Origin of the sequence: Bradyrhizobium sp. 149 (assembly GCF_023073915.1) — a bacterium.
In the GTDB taxonomy this organism is placed as follows: domain Bacteria; phylum Pseudomonadota; class Alphaproteobacteria; order Rhizobiales; family Xanthobacteraceae; genus Bradyrhizobium.
Genome location: NZ_JADPKK010000023.1, coordinates 69,084 through 89,321, shown reverse-complemented (window position 1 = coordinate 89,321; position 20,238 = coordinate 69,084). Strand labels below are relative to the sequence as shown.

Sequence of the window (20,238 nt, the reverse complement as noted above, 5' to 3'; positions counted from 1 at the left end):
GATCACAGTCCCTGTCCTTCCGGCCAGGCGAGGGCCGGCTGTGGGCTTCACCTGAATTCGTGAGCCCGGCGGAAAGTTGAGGTTGCTTTGGGCGGATCCTGACATGATCTTCCTTAAGACGATAAGCCCACGCCACCAATTCTCTAGCAGGTCCTTGAGCCAAAGGACCGGTGCGCAGTTTGGTCGAACAGCGCACGTTCGGCAAAAATGGCTCGTACGCTTCCGACCATGGAAATAGAGCTGGGAGGACATGCTGGAGAGCCCTCATCAGCGCGCTCTATGACTAAATTCCTCCCTTTCGCCGAAGGGTGTCCCTCACTGAGTACCGGAAGCGCCTTGATGGAAACATCCTCCGTCAGGGGTACCCCGCGAGCTTCGGATCGAGGTTGTCCGTCTCCGCCGACTGCAGGCGCTTGCCACATTGAGCGATTCCGCCCGCCTTTTGCCGCGGGCTACAATGTATTTCTGGGCCCTAATCGGTCGCATGCAGTTGAATCTCCTGCTTCATTGAAATTAGGCGAAGACAGCGCCTGTGAGTTGGGGTCCAAGATTCGGGCACAATAAGCCCTTGGTTCCGCCTGATGGAACGGAGATTCCTGCCTTAAATCTAAACATACGTTAACGCAGTGGGACGCACGATCGGTTGTCGAGCGCTCAGACCTACGGGTCACTGGGGGTTTTCAACACAGACAGGGGAATATCATTGGCAACTTTACACTACGCAGCGGGCGGGGGACTGGACTCGCAAGGTAGCTTCGCACCAGCGGAAGCTGGCTTCAATCTCGCAGATGTCCAGTACGTTGACCAGGTAAACGCACTGCCAGACGGCGTGCAGGGTCTGGTCTGGCTCGACCAGTACCAAGGCGCGACTCAGGAGTTCATCGACCAGGTGACGCCGTTCCTCAACAATCCAAAAGTGTTCGGCTTTTACCTTGTGGACGAGCCCGATCTGACCGGAGAGTGGGGACCGCAGGCCAGCGCTGCGGATCTAAAGGCTGAATCCGACTGGATTCATCAGCATGATCTCGGGGCGAAGACGTTCACGGTCCTGATGAACACAGGGTCATCGGACGATCCAAACTACATGAACACCTACAACGCGGCGAACACACACATCGACTACTTCGGTCTCGATTGGTATCCGGTGTGGTCGGACCGTTCGAACGTCGACCTCAGCACTATCGACAAGTACGTCTCTGCCGCGGAGCAAGCCGGGATATCGCTCGAGTCCATCGTTCCGGTTTATCAGGCGTTCGGGGGCGGCGACTGGTCCACCGAAACCGGCAGCAAGGTCGTGATGCCGACTGCCGCCCAAGAGCAGGCGATGATCGATCATTGGGCGCAACTCGTTCCCAATCCGGCCTTTGACTATGCTTACGCGTGGGGTTCGCAGAATGGCGATACTGCGCTCGAGAGTTCGCCGGAGCTGCAGCAGGTGTTCCTTGCGCACAATACGAGCGATGGCACCTCGACGGGTGGCACGACGGCTCCGCCCGTTACCGATCCGGTGACCGACACGCCGCCGGTGGACGCTGGTGGCAGCAGTGGGACGGACGGCAAAACTCCGCCGCCGGTGGACAGTGGCGGTAGCACCGGCACGGGCGACACCACGCCGCCTGTTGCGGATGCTGGCGGTAGCATCGGAAGCACCCCTTCCGTATCGGGCTCGGACGGAACGACGGATAGTGGCAGCTGGGGTGATCATCACCACGGCGGCTGGTCGGACGGTTCGTCTTCGTTCACGGTGGGCGGTGATGGTGGGCACAACCACGGCCGTGGTGGACTCGATTTCTCGCAGTGGCTCAATGCCGGAACGTCGTCGGCCGCAACCGGAGATCACTCGTGGTGGCGGGGTCCAACTGCAACGTCGAACACGTCTGCGGATGCCGATTCTAGGCAGACGGATACGCCGGACACAGGCTCGTTCGTTGCGCATGTGGCTGATCTGATGTCTCACCACAGCGATCATCACGCCTGGCACTCTTAAGCTCGTAGTTCGTCTACATCGACAAGGACATGCGCGCGGCGCGCCGCGCGCATGTCCACTCTGGGGAGTTCCTCGCGACCACGGGTCGGTCGAGAGGCGGGGTGCCATTCCGCGCACGGCGGAATGTTGAAATGCGGGCGCCTTGACGCTCGATCGCATGCAATTCTTTTCAACCGTTTACCGCCGCCCGGCCAAGGGCGGCCCGGATATGCACATGCACGCTTCGGCAAAACAGTCTGCGCTCACGGATGCCTTCCGTCGGATACGCCCCGGTCTGCTCGCGGCCGGCGGACTATCCATCTTTATCAATCTGCTGGTGTTCGTGTCGCCGATCTACACCATGCAGATCTACGATCGCGTGCTGACGAGCCGAAACGGGATGACGCTGCTACTGCTTTCGCTCATCGCGCTCGCGCTCTTTGTCAGCTACGCGACGCTCGAGCATTTTCGCAGCCGGGTTCTCGTGCAGACCGGATTGCGTTTCGACCGATCCCTCTCGGGCGAGACCTTCGAGACCGCGCTCGGACAGGCGCTGAGCACGAGCAGCTCGCATCATGTTCAGCTGCTGCGCGACGTCGACACCTTGCGTGAGGTGCTGTCGGGGGGCGTCATCACGTCGCTGATGGACGTGCCGTGGACGCCGATCTTCCTCGCGATGTGTTTCCTGCTCCATCCGCTGATCGGCCTGGTCGCCCTGATCGGTGCGATCATCATCCTGACGCTCGCCTTCCTCAACGAGCGTGTTACAAAGGTGCCGCTGAATGCGGCGGCCTCGAAGAACCTTTACGCACTGGACCGGTTAACGTCCTCGCTGCGCAACGCAGAAGCGATCCGCGCGCTTGGAATGGGACCCGCGGTCCGCGCCGCCTGGGCGGAAACTCATGGTCAGGCTCTGCTAGAAAGCGCGACGGCCGGAGAACGGGGCGGGACGTTGCTCGCCATATCCAAATTCCTGCGGATGGCGATTCAAGTGGCCATCATGGGAGTGGGCGCTTATCTCGCGATCCAGCAAGAGATTTCCGGCGGCGTTCTGTTCGCCGCCTCGCTGATCATGGGACGTGCGCTCGCGCCCGTCGAGGCTGCGGTGTCGCAATGGAAGGCGCTGGTTGCCGCGCGTACTTCATATGCCCGGCTGGACCGCGCGCTTGCGACCCGCGCGCCTGAGCGACAGCCGACACGGCTGCCGCCCCTGATCGGCGAAATCTCCGTCGAGGCCGTGACGGTGCTCGTCCCCGGATCCCAATTGCCAGCGATCGCCGACGTCTCGTTCCGGCTAGCTCCTGGTGAAGTCGTCGCCGTGGTTGGCCAGTCCGGCTCCGGTAAATCGTCGCTGGCACGGGCCCTGGTCGGCGCCTGGCCGTTGGTGCACGGCTGCGTCCGCATCGACGGCAACGACGTCAGGCATTTCGATCCCCATTTCCTTGGACAAAACCTCGGCTACCTTCCGCAGGACGTCGAACTGTTCGCCGGTACGGTGCGCGACAACATTGCGCGGTTCCGCGACGACGCTTCCGACGAGGCGGTCGTCGAGGCGGCGCAGTTGGCGTCGGCGCACATGATGATCCAGCGTCTTCCCAATGGCTACGACACCGCTATTGGGGATAATGGCGCGGGTCTTTCTGGCGGTCAGCGGCAGCGCATTGGGCTCGCGCGCGCTCTGTTCGGCAAGCCAGTGCTGGTTGTGCTCGACGAGCCGAATGCAAGTCTCGATGGCGACGGCGATCGCGCCCTAGCCGATGCAATTCAGCGATTGAGGCAGAGCAAGGTGACGATCGTGATCATCAATCACCGGCCCAACCTGCTCGCGGCAGTAGACAAGATCGTGTTCATGCACGAGGGACGGCTCAGGCAAATCGGCTCGCGCGACGAAATGCTGCCCGCGCTGCTCGGAAAAACGGTCGCGCCGATGCGGCGAGACGTGCGCGAGCCTGCTGAACATCATCGCGCGGATCATCATCGCCAGGCCGACGGCAGCTACCGTACTGACGGCGCTCACCGTCAGCCCCAGCTTTCACATCAAGTGCGTCAGGCGCACGCGACGAGGCAATAATGGACAAGCTATTGCGGCCGGGAACGGACGCTCTTCACGATGAACTGGCGGAGCTTTTGAAGCAATTCAACAGAACCGATAAGGCGGCGAAGGAGTCGCGACCTTCCAGCAAACTCCTTGCAAAGGCCGAGACGGTCACAAAGTCGCTGGTCGACCTTGCCAAGGCGAAACTGCCGACCTTGTGGCCCCGAGGGTCGGTGGGCAACGATGAGGATCCTTCGGGCGATTGGCAGACACCCGCGCGGCGGGGCTTCCTGGTTGTCTTCCTCACCTTTGGCGTATTCGGCGGCTGGACCGCGCTCGCATCGATCGACGGTGCCGTGGTGGCTCCCGGCTCCGTCGTTGTGGAAAGCGACCGTAAGGTGGTGCAGCATCTCGAGGGTGGAATCGTCCAGAACCTGTTGGTCACAGGCGACTCTCATGTCACCGAAGGTCAGATCCTGTTGCGGCTCGATCCGACCCAGGAGCGGGCTAGGGAAGAGATCGCTCGCTCGGCGGTGTACTCGGCGGTTGCCGAGGAGGCGCGCCTGCAGGCGGAAGCCGAAGGAAAGGACAGCATCACGTTTCCGGCCGAGCTGCTCCAGAAGACCTCTGATCCGGGCGCGCTACGGGCAATGGGTGACCAAAAGCGGCGCTTCGATGAACGTCGCGCTGCACGAAAGATCGAGATATCAATCCTCGAGGAGCGCATCGCGCAGGCGGAACGGCAGATCCAGGGGAACACCGCGCAAAACAAGGGGGCGCGCGCGCAGTTCGACAGCGTCAGTCAGGAATACATCAAGCTCAAGCCGCTCGTTGATCAGGGCATTGTACCGTTCACGCGTGTCGCTACGCTGGAGCGCTCCAGAGCCGACCTCGAGGGCAAGATCGGTGCATATGAAGCGGATATCGCTCGGTATGGCCGCATCATCGACGAGTCGCGCCTCCAGATTGATCAGGTCGGGCAGAAGGTGCTGGAGGAAGCGACCGGCAAGCTCGCCGACACGCGCGCCCAGCTTGCTGATGCGCGTGAGAAGCTGCGCGTCGCGGTCGACGTTCTGGCCCGCATGGAAGTACGCGCGCCGCGGTCGGGGCGGATTGTGAACCTCAAGCTTCACACGATCGGTGCCGTGATCAAGGCGGGCGATGTGTTGATGGAGATCGTGCCAGACAACGACGTTCTCGTGGTAGCTGCAAGGGTGTCCGCGCTTGATATCAACCACGTTCAGCTCGGCCTTCCGACAGAGGTGCGGCTTCCCTCGTTCAAGGCGCGCTCCACTCCGATCGCTGTCGGCGAGGTTCTCTCGATCTCGGCCGACGCCACGCGCGACGAGGTCACCCATCAGCCCTATTACGAGGTGAAAGTCTCGGTCCAGGTCACACAATTTCCCGAGAAAGTCCGCGATAAGCTCAAGCCGGGCATGATGGCCGACGTCCTGATCGCCACCGGAGAACGCACCATTCTTGCTTATCTAACGCAACCGATCACGGACGCGATCCGGCGCGGGATGCGGGAGAGCTGAGAACGAGCTGCCTCTCTCTGAGCGGGCCCCGTGCATGGGCCGCTGGGTCCAGGGTGCTACGCTGAATGCCAATGATCATGGGGTTGGACGAACCTGGCTATCCCGTCGCGCAGGCCTGGACGACGCGACCGGCGCCCGCGTCGTCCAGGACCACGCGGACATTTTCGTAAGCATTGTTGCGTTCGAGCAGGGTTGCCACTTGTCGATCTTGGCCGCGACCCACTTCGAACAGCAGAAGTCCTCCCGGCCGCAAGTAGCGAGGCGCGTCTTTCGTAACGCGCATATGGATGTTCAGTCCGTAGGGCCCGGCGGCGAATGCCTCGCGCGGCTCGTCCGTGAGCAGAGAAGCGCGCTCGCCTTTGAGCCGGGATTCCGAAATATAGGGCGGGTTGCACACGATCATATCGATGGTACGCTCGAGTTGCAGCCCTGCGAGGGCTTCAAACAGATCGCCCTGCAGCACGGTGATGCGGGACTCGGCGCCCTGCCTGTCGGCATTGCGTCGCGCGAGCTCAACGCATCCCTCAGTCAGGTCGCTCGCCCAGACGCGAGCGTCGGGAAGATTGAGTGAGATCGCGCATGCCAAATTGCCGGCGCCGCAGCACATGTCGACGACGCGCGGGCCGGGGAGATGTGCTCGGTGCAGTGCTTCAACCGCCGTCCTTCCAAGCAGCTCCGTCTCGGGCCGGGGCACCAGCGCCCCGGGAGCAACCAGCAGTTCGATTCCCATGAACTGAGTACGTCCTCGCTCGTAAGCTTCGGCTACATTGATCGTCTCGCTCATCGCATCCATACCTCACGCGTGACGTCTTCGCTGTCAGCCGTTCAGCCCGACTTACGGCTATTCAGCCCGGCCAGACGCAGACCTTTGCAAATCGCCGGCGGACGGCTTCCAGACCTGTCAGTTCGAATGTTTCCTCGTAGGGCGCAGCCATTCCAGCATACACTTTGACCAGAAGCGGGCCTGTCCCTGGAATGGAGTTGATAAGGCGGATGACATCGCCCGGAAAGGTGAGACTTCGTCCGCCATCAGCAACCCTCCAGCGGTGATCGACAGGCGGTCGATTGTTGATCTGGAACACGACCCGAATGTCCATCGCCGGGGTTCTGGTCCAGGTACTCGCCGCGGAGAGCAACAGCTCGGTCCGATTGGCGCGACAATGGATGGCGAGAGACGACGGCCCATCCTTCGATCCGGCTCGTGCGGTGGTCCGGGCGGCGATCTGCGGCTTGTAGTCCACGGGTGATGTCGTTTCGCTCAAGATCCAGTTCGGAGTTTGCGGCGGAGCCTGGAGGGACTGCTCAGGTGCCTCCCCAACCTGCTCGTCGATGCATGTCATGTGCGCCATTCCCTGAAACAGCGCACATGCTCTCGAACGATCCGGCGTGTCGCCGGCTTGCGCGCAACTTAGATGACCGATACCCGCGAGCAAGGAGGCGGCAAGGGTACCGGTTTGCTTCATCGCGATAATCCGACCGTCGCGCTGGACGAGCGATCGAGCCATTCCTGCGCCGGACCAAAGCGGGCCAGAGTGGGCACGCTGGCGCGGAGATTCACGTCCTTCCATTTTCTATCGAAGCCAGCGGATTGCAACCGGTCGAGCCGTCCGAACAGGTGATCAACGAAGCGCACCATCCGTCGATAGCGATCGGTCTGCGGCTGCCAATTGTAGGCGGCAAGAATCGTCGGCACGGCAATGGTCGCGATCCGCTTGCCCGCTGGCACCAGGTTCGGATAGTCCTGTGAATCGAGGGACGACGGCAGATAGTAGTCTTCAAATTTGGGATCGTATTCGATCGGCAAGAACTTGAATCCATCATCCCAATGTCCCTTCAAGAAGGCGTCGACCGGCTTTGATGTGATGAAGACGACCGCTGCGATTTCGCCGCTCTTCATCTGCTGCAATGCGACCTGGTGGGGAATGAACATCTTTTCGACGTTGAGTCCCAGCCGGCTGAAGATCAGCGGACCAGAATATGCGGCTGCTGTACCCTGGGTGTTGAAGTTGACCTTCTTTCCGTTGAGGTCGTCGAGCGACTTGATCTCTGGACGTACGAAGACGTGCAGCTCGGCCGGGAAGAGGTTGAGAACATAGACGATGCGCCGTTCGATCGACGGAACTTGCGCCTTGTATTCGTCAAGCGCATCCATGTTGATGATCGCGGCATCAACGCCCCTGAGATAGAGTAGCGAGTTGACGTTCTCGGTCGCACCGGTCGTCACGATCGGAATGACGTGAAGCTTGTTCTCCTCATTGACGATGCGTGCAATCTCTGCCGCGAGCCGGAGCGGTGCGCCCTCGATAAGTCCTCCAGCGAGCCCCACCGTCCATGCATTGATACGTTCCTTTGCGGTCGTATCAGCATTCCGTGGCGCAGTCGGCACCGGCAGGTCGCGCGGCGAACGAGATTGGGCGTTGGCAGCAAGCTGCAGGCCGGCCAGTGCCAATGCGACCGTGAACGCGAGCCTACTCAATGACATGGGCCTCTCCACTCTCTGGTCTGGCTTCCGGGGCTCGCTCCAGCAGCTATTTGAGCCTCTTGATCCGTCCTTCTGCATTTCGAATGCCGCCCGCCTGGGCTCGTTCATACAGCTCGCGCGCCTTCGCGGAATCGCCGGCGACGCCGCGAGCGTCCCAAGATTGCAGCACATCAGGATCGTAAGTTTCGGCTAGCATAAAGGCTGCTTGCGCGCTGCCATGTCCGAGCACGTAGGCCAGCAACTCGCGGGCACCGTTGATGTCGGCCTGCCGCAACAATGCGCTGGCGCGCGCGAGCAGGCGCTCCTCGTTGGCAAGCGGGCGCGGAGCTCCGCTCGCGGCGGCCTGTCGCTCCATGGAGGCCATGGACGTCGACTCGGCGCCTGTTGGAGCAGTCCCCTTTGCGATCTGCGGGCTCGGTTGAGCTGGGGCGGAGGCCGAAGGTGCGGGTACGGGCGAAGCGGCAGGCTGAAGGCTGCTCTGGCTCGACGCGCGGCCGGGGGGCTCACGCGATGGTGCCGTCACAACTGCGGAAGCATTCCATGCGGCAAGCTGATTCCCGACGGATGCGAACGTTGGGAGCAGTGCGGTGGCGCTACCCGGTCGCTCCTTTTCGCCTTTGTTGGCTTCGGCCTTTGCGGCTGCCGCGACAGCTCGTGCAATCTCTGACTTTTCAGCTCGCGCCAGGTCGCGTTGATCCTCCAGCGACGCTGCCTCGCGCGCGAGAGCGTCCGCACGTCCGCGCTGCTGTTCGATCTCGCGTTTCAGGGCCGGTTTTTGCTCGGCGTCTGCAGCTCGGGCCGCCGCCAGCTCGGAGCTAGCGGCTTTGAATTCGCGGAGTTCGGCCTGAAGGGACTGCAGCTGGCGGTCCGCGCTCTCAGCTCTGTCCCGCTGCTTCTCTAGCTCGCGGGTCAGCATCAGCTTTTGATCGACATCTGCAGTGCCGAGCCTCGCGGTCTCGGAGGCCGCGATCCGAAGGGTGCCGAGTTCGTTGGTCAGGGCTTCTGTCTTGTCCTGCCCCTGCTTTAGTTCGCGCTCGAGAGCCTGCCTTCGTGCGGCCTCCGCCGCGACGGAGTTCGTGGCTTCTGATGCTGCGCTCCGCGCCGCCTCCAGCTCCAAGCGAAGCGAGGCAAGCTGAAGGGCAAAGCGCTTGGCTCCGTTCCGTCGCTCGACCGGACGCTCCTGCTTCGGCTCGGGCTCGGGCTCGGGCGCCTGCATCGCCTTTGAAGCCGCAACCCTTGCGACGTCGAGCTCTGCCTTCAGGAAAGAGAGCTCACGCGACAGATTATCAGTCTTTTGCCGCTCCTGCTCGAGCGCCTGGGTTTGCTGAATACCAATCTCGATGGCACGGACAGTATGCGTCTGCGTCTGACGCGCCGCGTCGAGTTCCACTCGAGCCGCAGCCAGTTCGCGCGCAAGCTTGTTCGCTCGTTGCCGCTCCTGATCCAGCGACAGGTTCTGGTTGAGCTGTTCCGCCTCGGAAGCAGCTTGAGCCGCATTTGACACCGGGGGTGGCGTAGACGTCATTTCCTGCGCAGCGACATCCGCAGCCACGCGGGGCGGCTCGGTCCCGGTCCTCCCTCCGCGTGATCCGGCCGCCGCGGGTCGGCTTCCAGCGGGCTGTGTCGCGACAGATCGAGCCTCGTCCGCGCGCTGGACGAGCTTCAGCCTTTGTTTGATCCCGTCGAACTGCTCTGGTTCGCGCGGGCATCTGCATTGATCGAGCAGCGCCGGCGTGCCGCCATGATCGCCGTCGGCCCAGGATTTAGCATCGGCAGTTCCAATCAGAACCGGCAGAAAGCAGGTGATCACAACCACGATGATCTGGCCGGCTCTGTCGCTGGCGCGCGACGTGTCACCGATGTCGAACAACCCTATGTCGAACAACCCTAGTCCGCGGAATGCAAAATGCCGGTGCCTGGCCCGGCGCGCAGTTCTGCTCAGCAAAACGGCTGTTCGTTTCGGCAGATTGAATCCGTGTACCCCCATTGCGACGCTCAACTTCTTGGTAGCGATCATGGCATGTCGTTTATGACGGCGCTTTCATCGACGCGATGTCGATGTCGCAGTTGCGGTAGCCAAAACGGAGTAGTACGCCGACGATGGGAATTAAGTAGATTGGGCGGACCCCTGCCCAAAGCTGCTTGCCCGGACGGTTGTGCTTAAATAGCTTGTGAGTTGCACACCTCGTCACACACGCAGGAAGCAGAGCAATGAGCAGATCATTTGTCATTTTTGCCGGCGTGGCGGCCGTCGGACTTGTTCTCATGAGCGGCGTCGAAACCCGCGGTTCCGCACAATCCGCCCTCTCCACCAAGAATCCCGGCACTAACGCCAGGAACGCAAATGCTAAAATGGGTGTTGCAACGCTTCAGAGGCAGCCGCCTCATCGACTTGCCATCCATGTTGACGTCAATGATCCGGCCGTCATGAATCTCACTCTCAACAACGTCAGCAACGTCGTTCAGCACTACGGCGACCTCAGTCAAAAAGTCGAAGTCGAAGTCGTCGCATACGGGCCAGGACTGCACATGCTGCGAGACGATACCTCTCCTGTGAAAGGGCGCATCAAAATGATGAGCGAGACAACGCCTGAGCTGACGTTCTCGGCCTGCGGAAATACACGTGAGAACATGACCAAGAACGAGGGCAAAGAAGTGCCTCTCATCACGCAAGCGAAGGTCACCAAATCCGGAGTTGTCCGCCTGATGGAGCTTCAAGAGCAAGGCTGGAGCTACCTGCGGCCCTGATGATCGCAGGCGGCACTCCCATGCGCGAAGCAGTGGCTTCGAGCTAAGTTTGGGCTGAACCCGCGTGGTGCTCGGTGATGACCTGTGGTGCGCAGCACCGGCCCCTGAAAAAGCATTGTGTTGCAAGCATTTGTGTTGTGGCTCAGGAGCAGGACGTCCCGAATGCGCGCTCGATGACGGGCCGATTGATCGAGAGGTGGGGCTCGACCACCAGGTCAAGATGTCCACCGGCGATCGGAATCACGTCCAGTTCCTCAAACAAGGAGTCCCATCCAAGGCGCGGCGTCACGCCAGGCCGATGGCAGGCAAAGACAGTACCCTTGATAGCGAGACGAGGCTTGGTATCTTCGACCCAGCGTCCGAACGCGCGCATCCGGAGAATTTCCTCGAGCTCGAGCTTCAGCATGAAGCGCGTGTTTGCCACGCGAGGCCATGTAATGGTGTCGATGAGCCTGCAGAATCGAACCTCCTGGCCCAAGCGAGCGGCGAACTTCGCCACCGAGCGGCAGAACATGCGGTAGATCGTCACTCGATGGGATCGAATCCGCTGTAGCGCGCGAGAGAAGGCTTCTCGGTGATTTGCTCTGCGAGGGCCGACATTAGTGTCGAGGATGCCCAGGAATTTGACTTTACGATCTTGTTCGATCAACCGTCTTGCGACTTCGAAGGCGACGCCGCCGCCCAGGGAATAGCCGATCATTCGGACGTCGCCGCGTGGTTGGGCTGCGTTGATCTGTTCGAGAGCCACCGCGGCCATTTCCTGCACGGAATCGCTGCCCGCGAGGCTCCAGGTCAGGTCCGGATAGCGGATCGGTATCACCCGCGCCACCTTGCCGAGCTGAGCGCCAAATGCTGCCATGCTGGGGCCATACCCCATGGAGCCGGGCAGTATGACAAGACTTGGGAGACTCTGGTCGTTTAGACGCTGCTGCACCCGTGGAGGCACCGTCGCGATTGCCCCGATCATGTCTTCGGCGCTCATATCGATCGTGAACGCTTCCATGCTGACCTCGCGGCCGATGAGGTCTTCGAGATCCATGACACAGCGCAGGAGCTTTAGGGAATCGCCGCCGGCCTCATCCCATCGTCCGACAGCTTCCGGCACGCCCAGGATGCTGCTCCACACCTGCTGCACGATCCGGTTGGCTTCGGCCATTCCTTTCGTCTGCGGCGCAGGCGCCGGCGCCGTCCTTTTAACCTGCAGATCGAGCAGCTTCAGCTTGGCGTCATCGATCTTACCTCCTGGCAGGCGAAAAATCTCCGGTATCTCGTGGATCCTGGTCGGATGCAAAGCCGCAGGAACAGCCTGCCGGATGCTGTTGCGAACGTCGGCCTGGAAGTGCGGACTTAGCGGATCGGTGGGCGATGCAAACAGGACCAACTCGTTCGCGTCCGTCACGACGGCGACAGCGTCCTTCACATAGGTGAGCTTGCGCAGCGCACTCTCGAGCTCGGCTGGCTCCACACGCTGCCCATTGATCTTAAGCTGGCGTCCTTTCCGTCCAACGATCCGCATCAGTCCGTGCGTATCCATGCTGACGAGGTCGCCGGTCCGATAGATGCGAGACTGTGGGTCATCCGGGGCGGACGATGCCGGAGAAAGCCGTCCATCCTCCCAGTATCCGAGCATGACGTACCTGCTCTTGATCACCAGTTCGCCGACTTCACCCTGCAGGACGGGTTTCCCACTTTCATCGAGCACGCCGTACGATATGCCGGGGAGCAGGTAGCCAACAGGAACGCTGACGCCGTCCTCCCGCCATTGTTTGGGGAGAAACCATTGGGTGCCGGTGGTTTCCGTCGACAAATAGCTGACTTGGATGAAGCAGCCCGGTTGTACTGCTCGCCGAACGAGTGCGATATCGGTCCACAGGACCCTCTCCCCGCCGATCCGAATTGTGCGAAGGGAATCGAAATCGCCTGGCCGGCTTGCGTTGATCAGTGCACGCAGCAAGGCGGGTACAACGTATGTAATAGTCACACGTTGCGTGGTGATCTGGCGAAGAACGCCGCGCAATCCGAGCGCCTCGACGTCGACGATGTGCAGTTTCGCTCCGGTCAACAAGGCCGACAACATTTCCCGGCAACCCGCGATCGTGGTGGGGCCGCTCAGGGGCATGAAGACGTCTGTCGCACTTATGTGGCAAGCGTCCACATATTGCTGGACGCGCTGGAGCAGGTTGCGTTGGCTGTTCACGACCCCCTTCGGCGCTCCGGTGCTGCCCGAGGTATAGAGCACTACGGCAGGGGCATCGACCGAAACCTGGGCGATTGTTGAAGTTGCTTCGGAAGGGTTGCTGGCGCTGGCGACGTCGAGCCAGAGTAGGCCGTGCTGCTTGATCCACGCGGCGGAACTGTCGCCGTCCTGCCCTATCAGCACGGAAATCTGGGACGCCGCGGCGATAGCGGTGAGCCGCTGAACTGGATCGCGGGGATTGAGCGGGACGAGGACTCGTCCGGCTGCCATGCACGCTAGCATAGCGATCGGCTGCCACGCCGAGCTGCGCAATAGCCATCCGACGGCTTCATGCTCCGGGATAAGTGCGCTGATCGCCTGGGCCAGGGTCAAGACTCGGGACAACAGCTGCGCGTACGTGAAGCTGTGATTGCCGTCGCTGATTGCGACCCTGTCGGCGAACTTCGCCGTGACCGCAATCAGGTGTTCGATGGCGGCGACGCCGGCAAAGCCGGCTTCGAGGGCATCGAATGGTCGATCGACTGGACCGTTCAGATCGAGAGGCACTTCCAGCGGGCTTACCCAGCTCAGCGTCCGGTGAAGTTGCTGAAAATTCGAGGGCAGGTACGCCTCCAGGGTCTCGCATGGACCACCGGGCGGATCGCCAGATATCTCAAGCCGCATCACGGTACCCGTCATTTTCCTGTACCAACGTATTCAATCAGGCTTGGGGACGCATACTTCAAACGAAGGATGCTGGCTCGCAGCCACCATCTGGCCGATCGGCTGGCTGCCATATCGAAAGACCCAGGCTATTAACCCAGTCCGCCTGGTGGTCATTGCAGTCATCTCGGCCCAGACTCAGCCTGCTCGGAAATATTGATTTCAGGTTCGATGCTTGTCCACCGTACCGCCCCTGATTTAAGGCGGCGACAGTAACGCATAAAAGTCGATGTTGATGACGGCTCGAGAGTCGAAGGCGCGAGCTCGGACGCTACTCCGTGCGTCAGGACACACCAGAGCTTGAGACGCGCATCGAGATCCGACGTCCCGGCAAACCGATTCAGGGTGCTCCGTACGACGTCGCGGCTCGTGCTCCCGGCGCGGACAGCGAGCAGAACGTGATCTGCCCAGGAGGCGAGGAGGCGCACTTCCGGCGCGTCATCCAGAGATGGTGCGCTGATGACGACGAGATCGTAGGTGTTTCTGAAGTGCTCGAACAACGAGGCGACTTTCGGACTGGCCAACGGCCCAAGGCGACTGCCCTCGGACAATCTCGACGAGATGTAGTCGATTCCGAGCTCCGGGATGTGCTGGACGGCCTTGGCTGCCGCTCCGTCGTGCGCCAGCAGCTTGAACAGGTCCGCAGCCTCACCACCGACCCGCCGCGGTACTTGGGAGAAGTCCACGAACAGAACGCGCTGCCCGAGCTGAGCCGCGCAAAAGCTAAAACTCCAGGCGATCGCGCTCTTGCCTTCACCCTGCAAGCTGGATGTCACCAAGACAACATACGGCGGCAGTGGCGAGTCTGGATCGGCGGTCATGAGAGATACGACGGTCGATCGAACGGCCCTGTTATGTGAGAGAGCCGATTGCTTTACAAACCGCTGCGGCGAGATGCTCAGCTCCGGCGGGATCGACGGGATCAATCCAAGGCACGGGATGTCCAATGCCTCTGCAGCTTCTGCCTCTGTGTGCAGACTCCGATCGAAGTGCTTCAGGATGATCGCGAGGAGACATGCTAGTAGAGCGAAGACGATCGTGATTGGCGGGACGAGGAGGAACGGGTTCAACGAGCTCGGAAGGTCAGGCGGCGAGGCGTCCGCGATGACGGTCACGTCTGGCTCAGCGACGACGCCTTTCGTGGTAAGATCCTGCCGCTTTCGTATGAGTGTCTCATATTGCTGCGCCAGCGTGGTGATTTTCCACTCCAAGGCCGCAGCTGTCTGTGATGAAGGCTGACCTGAGTGACTGGCGTCCCATTCCGCTTTCGCCGTTGACAATTCGCGCTGAACGTTAGCCGATTGTGCTGCGATGGCGTCCAGAGCTTGGAGCTCCACAGCTCGCTTTTGCCTGACTAGCTCGTCAGCGTAGGATCGGGCGACCAGATTCGCGACATCTGCGGCCCGTTGCGGATTGAAGTCGCTGGCAATTACGCTGATAACTCTGGACCGGCGCTCCTGGCTGACCTTGAGACGCCCTTTCAATGCTGCCACCGCCGCGCCGTCGCTCGGTTGGTCTTTCCGGAATGAGAGGAACCCCTTTATCTTTGACAAGGCAGTGCCGAGCAGCGCAGCCGAGCCGCTCTCGTGGGCAGGGTTATCGATCAACCTCAGTGCCGGCAGCAGACGCCGCAGATAGGCATCGGATGACATGACCGTCACGTGCGTATCGATTGTCGGGTCGTCCGAACCGCCAGTCGGCGCAGCATTGCCGGGCGCGCCGGCAGTGTCGGCTGCTCCCCCGCTTCGAGCGCTCAGGACAAGCTGTGCCGTCGCGAGGTAGGTCGGGGACATAAAAAGACTACCGAGCACTGCGAGCAGCGCGCCCGCGCTGATCATTTTGACGATGAAGAGCTTGTATCGCCTGATGCTCTCGAAGACATGCTTGAATGCCGCGATGGCGTCGTCGGGAGGTGACTCGTCGCGTTTCGACCGGTCCTGGGACAGGACAGTCACCGGCAGAATCCGCTTACTTGTGAACGCTTCCATCACACGCTCCTCTACTGCGCCGGCTCCATCACGCCCGCTGTACGGGAAGGCCCGGAGGCAACTGCTGAGTCGAGCCAGGACTGCAGCATCAAGACGGCCCACAACGGTCGTGAGAAATCGCGGCGACCGCTAAGATGTTGAAGCCAGCACTCCTGCACGCGGGAAACGTCCAGAAGATTCTGGTTGCGAAGGCGCGACTCCGAAAGGAGGTCTGACGCCCACGAGCGAAGAGGTCCCTTCAGCCAGGAGCCGATCGGTACGTCAAAGCCCTGTTTTGGCCGCTCGAAGAGGGGGCGCGGTAGGTACCGGCGGAGGACCTGGCGCAGGAGCCATTTTCCCTGACCATGACGCACCTTCGCCGAATTCGGTAGTGTCCAGCTGAACTCAACCACCCGATGATCCAGAAGCGGGCAGCGAGCCTCCAGGCTCGTGGCCATGCTAGCGCGATCGAGCTTCACGAGAATATCGCCCGGAAGATATCCAAGCATATCCCGAACGATAAAATCAGACAGCAGATCGTTGAGCGGCGGGATGGAGTCAGGCGCCGAGCCAGCTTGGTTCCGCGTTAACTGGAGTTCGGAGAGCCTCGTCGACCGACGGTACATCTCGCAGATGTCGTTGCTGCCAATAAGGTCTGCCAGGCGGTTGATCCGATCGCCGTGTGTCATCCGCTGCAACCAACCCGGAAGACGAAGTTTTTCGACAACGCTTTCGCGCATGCCGCGCCCGAGCAGCGCCACACCGCTCGCGGCCATGGTCCGTATCGACCGGTTGGAATTCAGCAGAGGGGCTAAACGGGCGGAAAGGACGTGCCTGGAATACCCTCCGAAGCACTCGTCACCTCCGTCGCCCGAAAGTGCAACGGTGACTTCCTGCCGTGCAAGTCGAGATAGAAGCAGTGTCGGGACCTGCGATTCATCCGCAAACGGCTCGTCCCAGATGGTTGGAAGTTCGGGTATGACCGCTCTGGCGTCCGCGGAGGTGAGACGTAGTTCGGTATGGCTGGTGCCGAGGTGCCGCGCCACGGCCGCAGCGTTAGCCGTTTCATCAAAGGCGCGCTCACCGAATCCAATCGTAAACGTCCGTACCGGGCTCGCCGATTGGGCCTGCATCAGGGCCACGACGGCCGAACTGTCTATTCCGCCCGAGAGGAACAACCCGACCGGAACGTCGGCAACCATCCGGTCGGCAACCGCGGCCTTGAGCAGATCGCAAGCGTGGGAAACGAGCTGCTGGTCATCCGCAGTGGACAGCGCTGCGCGGCCCGCGTGTGCCACATCGGTCAATGACCACCAGGAGCGCACGCGTTCTTGCAGCGCTGCGGCATCCCGGCAAACCGAGAGGTCATCGGCACGGATCGTTAGAGCGCCCCCGGGTGGAATCTTGAAGACGCCGCGCCATATGCACTGGTCTTCCGGCAGCCATCCGCGCGTTAGAAACTCCGCAACCGCCCCTGGGGCGATCTCCTGATGAAAGCCGGGGAATGCCGCGATCGCCTTCAACTCCGACGCGAACACCACCGCATTCGACGTCCGCGCGACGTAGAGCGGCTTTTTTCCCATTCGATCGCGGGCCAGGTGCAGCGTGCGGTTCCGGCGATCCCACAAGCCGATTGCAAACATGCCATTGCAGCGTTGGAGGGCCTTCTCCAGGCCGCATCTCTCGATCAGGGCCAGCAGGACCTCCGTATCGCTATTGCCGGTGAAGTGCTTGCCTGCGCACTCGAGCTCTCGCCGCAACGGCTTGTAGTTGTAGATCTCGCCGTTGAACGTGATGACGAAGCGGCCGTCGCTCGAAAGCATTGGCTGCCGGCCCGCATCGGAGAGATCGATGATGGACAGCCTGCGATGTCCGAACGCAACGCCGGCGTCACGATCGCTCCAGAACCCGTCCGCATCAGGACCGCGCTGGCGCAGGCGAGCCGTCATCGGCCCGATCGCCGCTAGGTCGGCGGATCGAGAAGCATCCGGCGCCTGAAGTATTCCTGTAATTCCGCACATGACTTAATTTCCAACTCGCGCTTGCGCCACTGAGCGCCGATCCGAGCCCAGGATAAGGCCCAGCGTGACGGCAAACCACACGGTGGGGTGCCGCAGAATGAAATGGCTGATGCTGAAGACGGCGAGTGCAAAGATCAAGACAGCCAAGGCGTCGAGCCGCGCGCGGAGCAGGAGCACAAACGTGCCGGCAAGCAGGCTGAAAATGGCAATCACGCCAAGCAATCCGCCTTGGGTGAATACGTCCAGCAGGGTACTGTGAGCTTCCACCGGGAGTGGTACGCCCTTGTCCGTGATGCCGGTTGGCTTCTCCAAATGCGGCCCGGGCCCAAGGCCAAGCGAACCAGACTCCAGTCCGGCATGCAAAGCATCCTTCCAAAGACTTAGCCGCAGATTGGTAGTTGCCTTCGTTGCCTCACCGCCGCGGTCCTTCATCATGCCGGCGGCCAGCCCCTCGACATCATTCGCGGTTGCCACCCCGTAGGGGAGTAGTGAGAGCAAAAGGGGAACTATGGCTAGAACGGCGATCGCTGCAGCTGCGAAACGCAGACTCCATCGATGTTCGGGTGATGTTAGCCAGCCTCGGAAGCGCAGCGCAATGAGTAACGGTATCGAAAGCGACATCGAGATAAGAAAGGTATCGCTCTTCGTCAGCCGGCCCACGACGAACGTTGCGATGCAGCTCAACACTGCAATGAGCCGGCCAAACGGCTTCGCGGTAAGGGCCATGTGAAGCGAAAGCGGTGTCAAGACCGCACAGTAGATTGCAAGCTGGTTTGGATTCTCCGACCACCCGCGAAACCGGTCCCAGTACCAAGGATTGACCGACGAGATGCCAAGGTAGCCCCAACCCAATGCAAGTTGCACCGCCACGGCGACGATCCAAAATCCGATCAGGAACCATAGCGACTGGCGTAGGGTACCCTCGGGTCTCAACGTTGCAGCCACCAGGCAAGTGAGGGTCGCCACTAGGAGATATGCGAAGATGTCATGCACGACGAGCTGTGGGTCGACGATCTCCGGGCGCAGCAATGCAAGGAAGGCTCCGAAACTCTGGATCAAGATAAAGCAGCTCCAGAATGCAGAAAGCCAGAGCAGAGCTCGCGGATTGCAAATTCTTGAACCCGCCAAGAGATGCAGGGATGCAAGACCGAGCCACACGACGAGGCAGGCTTCTCCTATTCCCAAGGGGAAGTTGGGAAGGCGCAGCTGCGAGGCCGTCCCAAGCACGAGGCCTAGCGCAAGAAGGGCACTGCTAATCATCGTATCTCACTGATGCTGTGCGCCGCAGCCTGCCAGCCACTGGCATGGCTGTGGGAATGCAGCCGCGTGTAAAGCTCTTCATAGCGATCGGCGACGACGTTTAGGTCGAACTCCTTGCGCACAACATTGATCGAGCGTTGCCCCATCATCTCTGCACGCGCGGAATCCTGAAGAAGCTCGAGAATTGAGGCCGCGAGCGCGCGCGGGTCGCGCGGGGGTACAAGTTTGCCGTTCCACTCCTCGCGGACCACGTCATCACACCCTGGCATGCGGGAGGCTACGATTGGCACGCCGGCCAATCCGGCTTCCAATAGAACACGGGGAATGCCTTCGCGATATTCGGTCGGAAAAGCAAAGAGCTTCGCGACACGCAGAAGTGCGGGAATATCGGATCTTGCGCCGGTCGCAATCACGTATGGTGCGTGCGCCTCGATCAGCGCCTGAGCTACAGCGAACGGGCCCTCGCTTTCGCGCGGGCCGACGAGCAAAAAGCGGACCTTCGGGCGGACCTCATGCACGAGCTTCGCTGCTTCGAGGAGCGTTGTGATTCCCTTTTGTAAAGTTAATCGGCTTACGGTAAGGACAATCTCGGCGTCGCCCAACCCGAATTCGGCGCGTAGCTCGGCAGGCGAGGTCGTCCGCGCTTGCGCGGCCTCGAAGGCGCCGACATCGATCCCCGAGCTTCCGATGATGACAGATGAGCTCTTTCCAAGCAGGCGGTGCCGTTGAAAGAAACTGCTGTCGGCCTTGTTCTGGAAAACCGTCGCTGCGGTCCAGCAAGCAGCCAGGCGTTGCATCGCTAGATAGACGGGGCGGAAGGCCAAGGCTTTCAGTTCTGTCGATGAGAATACCCATCCCATTCCGTTGATCGTGCGCACGACGGGGACGGAGCCGCGAAGCGCCAGCGGCGCAAAAAGGTTGGGCTTGGTATCAAACGTCTGGATCACATCGGGCGAGGCGCTCTTCACGAGCCGCGCCAGCTGGCCCATGGCTGCGTGATCGGCAAAGCCCACGCCAAATCTGTCGAACTGATATTGATGATACGGGATCCCGGCCTTCGCGAATGCCGATCCTGCACCAGTGCCTGCCGCGCTCACCCGCAGGCCGCGGCTCTGCAGAGCCGCCAGGAACGGAATGCGCAGAGCGTGATCCTCGCCTCCTACGCAAAGCAGGCGCAGCGCCATGTTGGTTCCTCCCAGCCTTTGAGCAATCCCGCCAAGATGTTAATCTTGTAAGCCCTCGGTCTTCCCGGCGAAAGTTTGACAGGATCAGGTTAAGACGTGGCCGCGGCCTGTCTTCATTCATTCGCATGACAGCGGAAG

The 20,238-nt window shown here is 61.2% G+C and carries 13 protein-coding genes; 4 read left to right on the top strand and 9 right to left on the bottom strand.

Annotation, left to right across the window (positions count from 1 at the left end; translation table 11 throughout):
• Positions 1-703 precede the first annotated feature (703 nt).
• The 3 genes from IVA88_RS28195 (at position 704) to IVA88_RS28185 (ending at position 5,539) form a co-directional block, all read left to right on the top strand.
• Positions 704-1,987: a calcium-binding protein gene (locus tag IVA88_RS28195; protein ID WP_247500484.1), complete on the top strand. Its 1,284-nt coding sequence runs from the start codon at positions 704-706 to the stop codon at positions 1,985-1,987.
• Between the two features lie 208 nt (positions 1,988-2,195).
• Complete coding sequence (locus IVA88_RS28190) at positions 2,196-4,037, top strand: type I secretion system permease/ATPase (RefSeq protein ID WP_247501211.1); 1,842 nt, start codon at positions 2,196-2,198, stop codon at positions 4,035-4,037.
• Positions 4,037-5,539: an HlyD family type I secretion periplasmic adaptor subunit gene (locus IVA88_RS28185; protein ID WP_247500483.1), complete on the top strand. Its 1,503-nt coding sequence runs from the start codon at positions 4,037-4,039 to the stop codon at positions 5,537-5,539. Before IVA88_RS28190 ends, IVA88_RS28185 begins: the two co-directional genes overlap by 1 nt.
• Before the next feature lie 97 nt (positions 5,540-5,636).
• Here IVA88_RS28185 and IVA88_RS28180 read toward each other — a convergent pair whose 3' ends face one another.
• The 4 genes from IVA88_RS28180 to IVA88_RS28165 form a co-directional block, all read right to left on the bottom strand.
• The gene (locus tag IVA88_RS28180) at positions 5,637-6,323 is read right to left on the bottom strand and encodes a class I SAM-dependent methyltransferase (RefSeq protein WP_247500482.1); all 687 of its coding nucleotides are present in this window, start codon (positions 6,321-6,323) and stop codon (positions 5,637-5,639) included.
• 61 nt (positions 6,324-6,384) lie between these two features.
• A complete protein-coding gene (locus IVA88_RS28175; RefSeq protein ID WP_247500481.1) occupies positions 6,385-7,002 on the bottom strand; it encodes a hypothetical protein in 618 nt (205 codons plus the stop codon).
• Positions 6,999-8,021 (bottom strand): TAXI family TRAP transporter solute-binding subunit, encoded by a 1,023-nt coding sequence (locus IVA88_RS28170; RefSeq protein ID WP_247501210.1) that lies wholly within the window; start codon positions 8,019-8,021, stop codon positions 6,999-7,001. Before IVA88_RS28170 ends, IVA88_RS28175 begins: the two co-directional genes overlap by 4 nt.
• A gap of 46 nt (positions 8,022-8,067) precedes the next feature.
• A complete protein-coding gene (locus IVA88_RS28165; protein ID WP_247500480.1) occupies positions 8,068-10,038 on the bottom strand; it encodes a hypothetical protein in 1,971 nt (656 codons plus the stop codon).
• A gap of 194 nt (positions 10,039-10,232) precedes the next feature.
• Between IVA88_RS28165 and IVA88_RS28160 the strand changes: the two genes are divergently transcribed.
• Complete coding sequence (locus tag IVA88_RS28160; RefSeq protein WP_247500479.1) at positions 10,233-10,769, top strand: DsrE family protein; 537 nt, start codon at positions 10,233-10,235, stop codon at positions 10,767-10,769.
• 142 nt (positions 10,770-10,911) lie between these two features.
• Here IVA88_RS28160 and IVA88_RS28155 read toward each other — a convergent pair whose 3' ends face one another.
• The 5 genes from IVA88_RS28155 to IVA88_RS28135 all read right to left on the bottom strand — a co-directional run bounded on the left by IVA88_RS28155 (position 10,912) and on the right by IVA88_RS28135 (position 20,100).
• Complete coding sequence (locus IVA88_RS28155; RefSeq protein ID WP_247500478.1) at positions 10,912-13,644, bottom strand: non-ribosomal peptide synthetase; 2,733 nt, start codon at positions 13,642-13,644, stop codon at positions 10,912-10,914.
• Between the two features lie 146 nt (positions 13,645-13,790).
• On the bottom strand, positions 13,791-15,656 hold the full coding sequence (locus IVA88_RS28150) for a hypothetical protein (RefSeq protein WP_247500477.1): 1,866 nt from the start codon (positions 15,654-15,656) through the stop codon (positions 13,791-13,793).
• A gap of 11 nt (positions 15,657-15,667) precedes the next feature.
• A complete protein-coding gene (asnB, locus tag IVA88_RS28145; RefSeq protein ID WP_247500476.1) occupies positions 15,668-17,656 on the bottom strand; it encodes an asparagine synthase (glutamine-hydrolyzing) in 1,989 nt (662 codons plus the stop codon).
• Between the two features lie 3 nt (positions 17,657-17,659).
• A complete protein-coding gene (locus IVA88_RS28140) occupies positions 17,660-18,916 on the bottom strand; it encodes an O-antigen ligase family protein (protein WP_247500475.1) in 1,257 nt (418 codons plus the stop codon).
• Positions 18,913-20,100 (bottom strand): glycosyltransferase, encoded by a 1,188-nt coding sequence (locus IVA88_RS28135; protein WP_247500474.1) that lies wholly within the window; start codon positions 20,098-20,100, stop codon positions 18,913-18,915. Before IVA88_RS28135 ends, IVA88_RS28140 begins: the two co-directional genes overlap by 4 nt.
• Positions 20,101-20,238: the final 138 nt, after the last annotated feature.

Coding starts and splice junctions, on each gene's coding strand:
- IVA88_RS28160 (WP_247500479.1), top strand. CDS start 10,233: ATGAGCAGATCATTTGTCATTTTTGCCGGCGTGGCGGCCGTCGGACTT.
- IVA88_RS28190 (WP_247501211.1), top strand. CDS start 2,196: ATGCACATGCACGCTTCGGCAAAACAGTCTGCGCTCACGGATGCCTTC.
- IVA88_RS28155 (WP_247500478.1), bottom strand. CDS start 13,644: ATGACGGGTACCGTGATGCGGCTTGAGATATCTGGCGATCCGCCCGGT.
- IVA88_RS28175 (WP_247500481.1), bottom strand. CDS start 7,002: ATGAAGCAAACCGGTACCCTTGCCGCCTCCTTGCTCGCGGGTATCGGT.
- IVA88_RS28165 (WP_247500480.1), bottom strand. CDS start 10,038: ATGATCGCTACCAAGAAGTTGAGCGTCGCAATGGGGGTACACGGATTC.
- asnB (WP_247500476.1), bottom strand. CDS start 17,656: ATGTGCGGAATTACAGGAATACTTCAGGCGCCGGATGCTTCTCGATCC.
- IVA88_RS28185 (WP_247500483.1), top strand. CDS start 4,037: ATGGACAAGCTATTGCGGCCGGGAACGGACGCTCTTCACGATGAACTG.
- IVA88_RS28140 (WP_247500475.1), bottom strand. CDS start 18,916: ATGATTAGCAGTGCCCTTCTTGCGCTAGGCCTCGTGCTTGGGACGGCC.
- IVA88_RS28135 (WP_247500474.1), bottom strand. CDS start 20,100: ATGGCGCTGCGCCTGCTTTGCGTAGGAGGCGAGGATCACGCTCTGCGC.
- IVA88_RS28170 (WP_247501210.1), bottom strand. CDS start 8,021: ATGTCATTGAGTAGGCTCGCGTTCACGGTCGCATTGGCACTGGCCGGC.
- IVA88_RS28180 (WP_247500482.1), bottom strand. CDS start 6,323: ATGAGCGAGACGATCAATGTAGCCGAAGCTTACGAGCGAGGACGTACT.
- IVA88_RS28150 (WP_247500477.1), bottom strand. CDS start 15,656: ATGGAAGCGTTCACAAGTAAGCGGATTCTGCCGGTGACTGTCCTGTCC.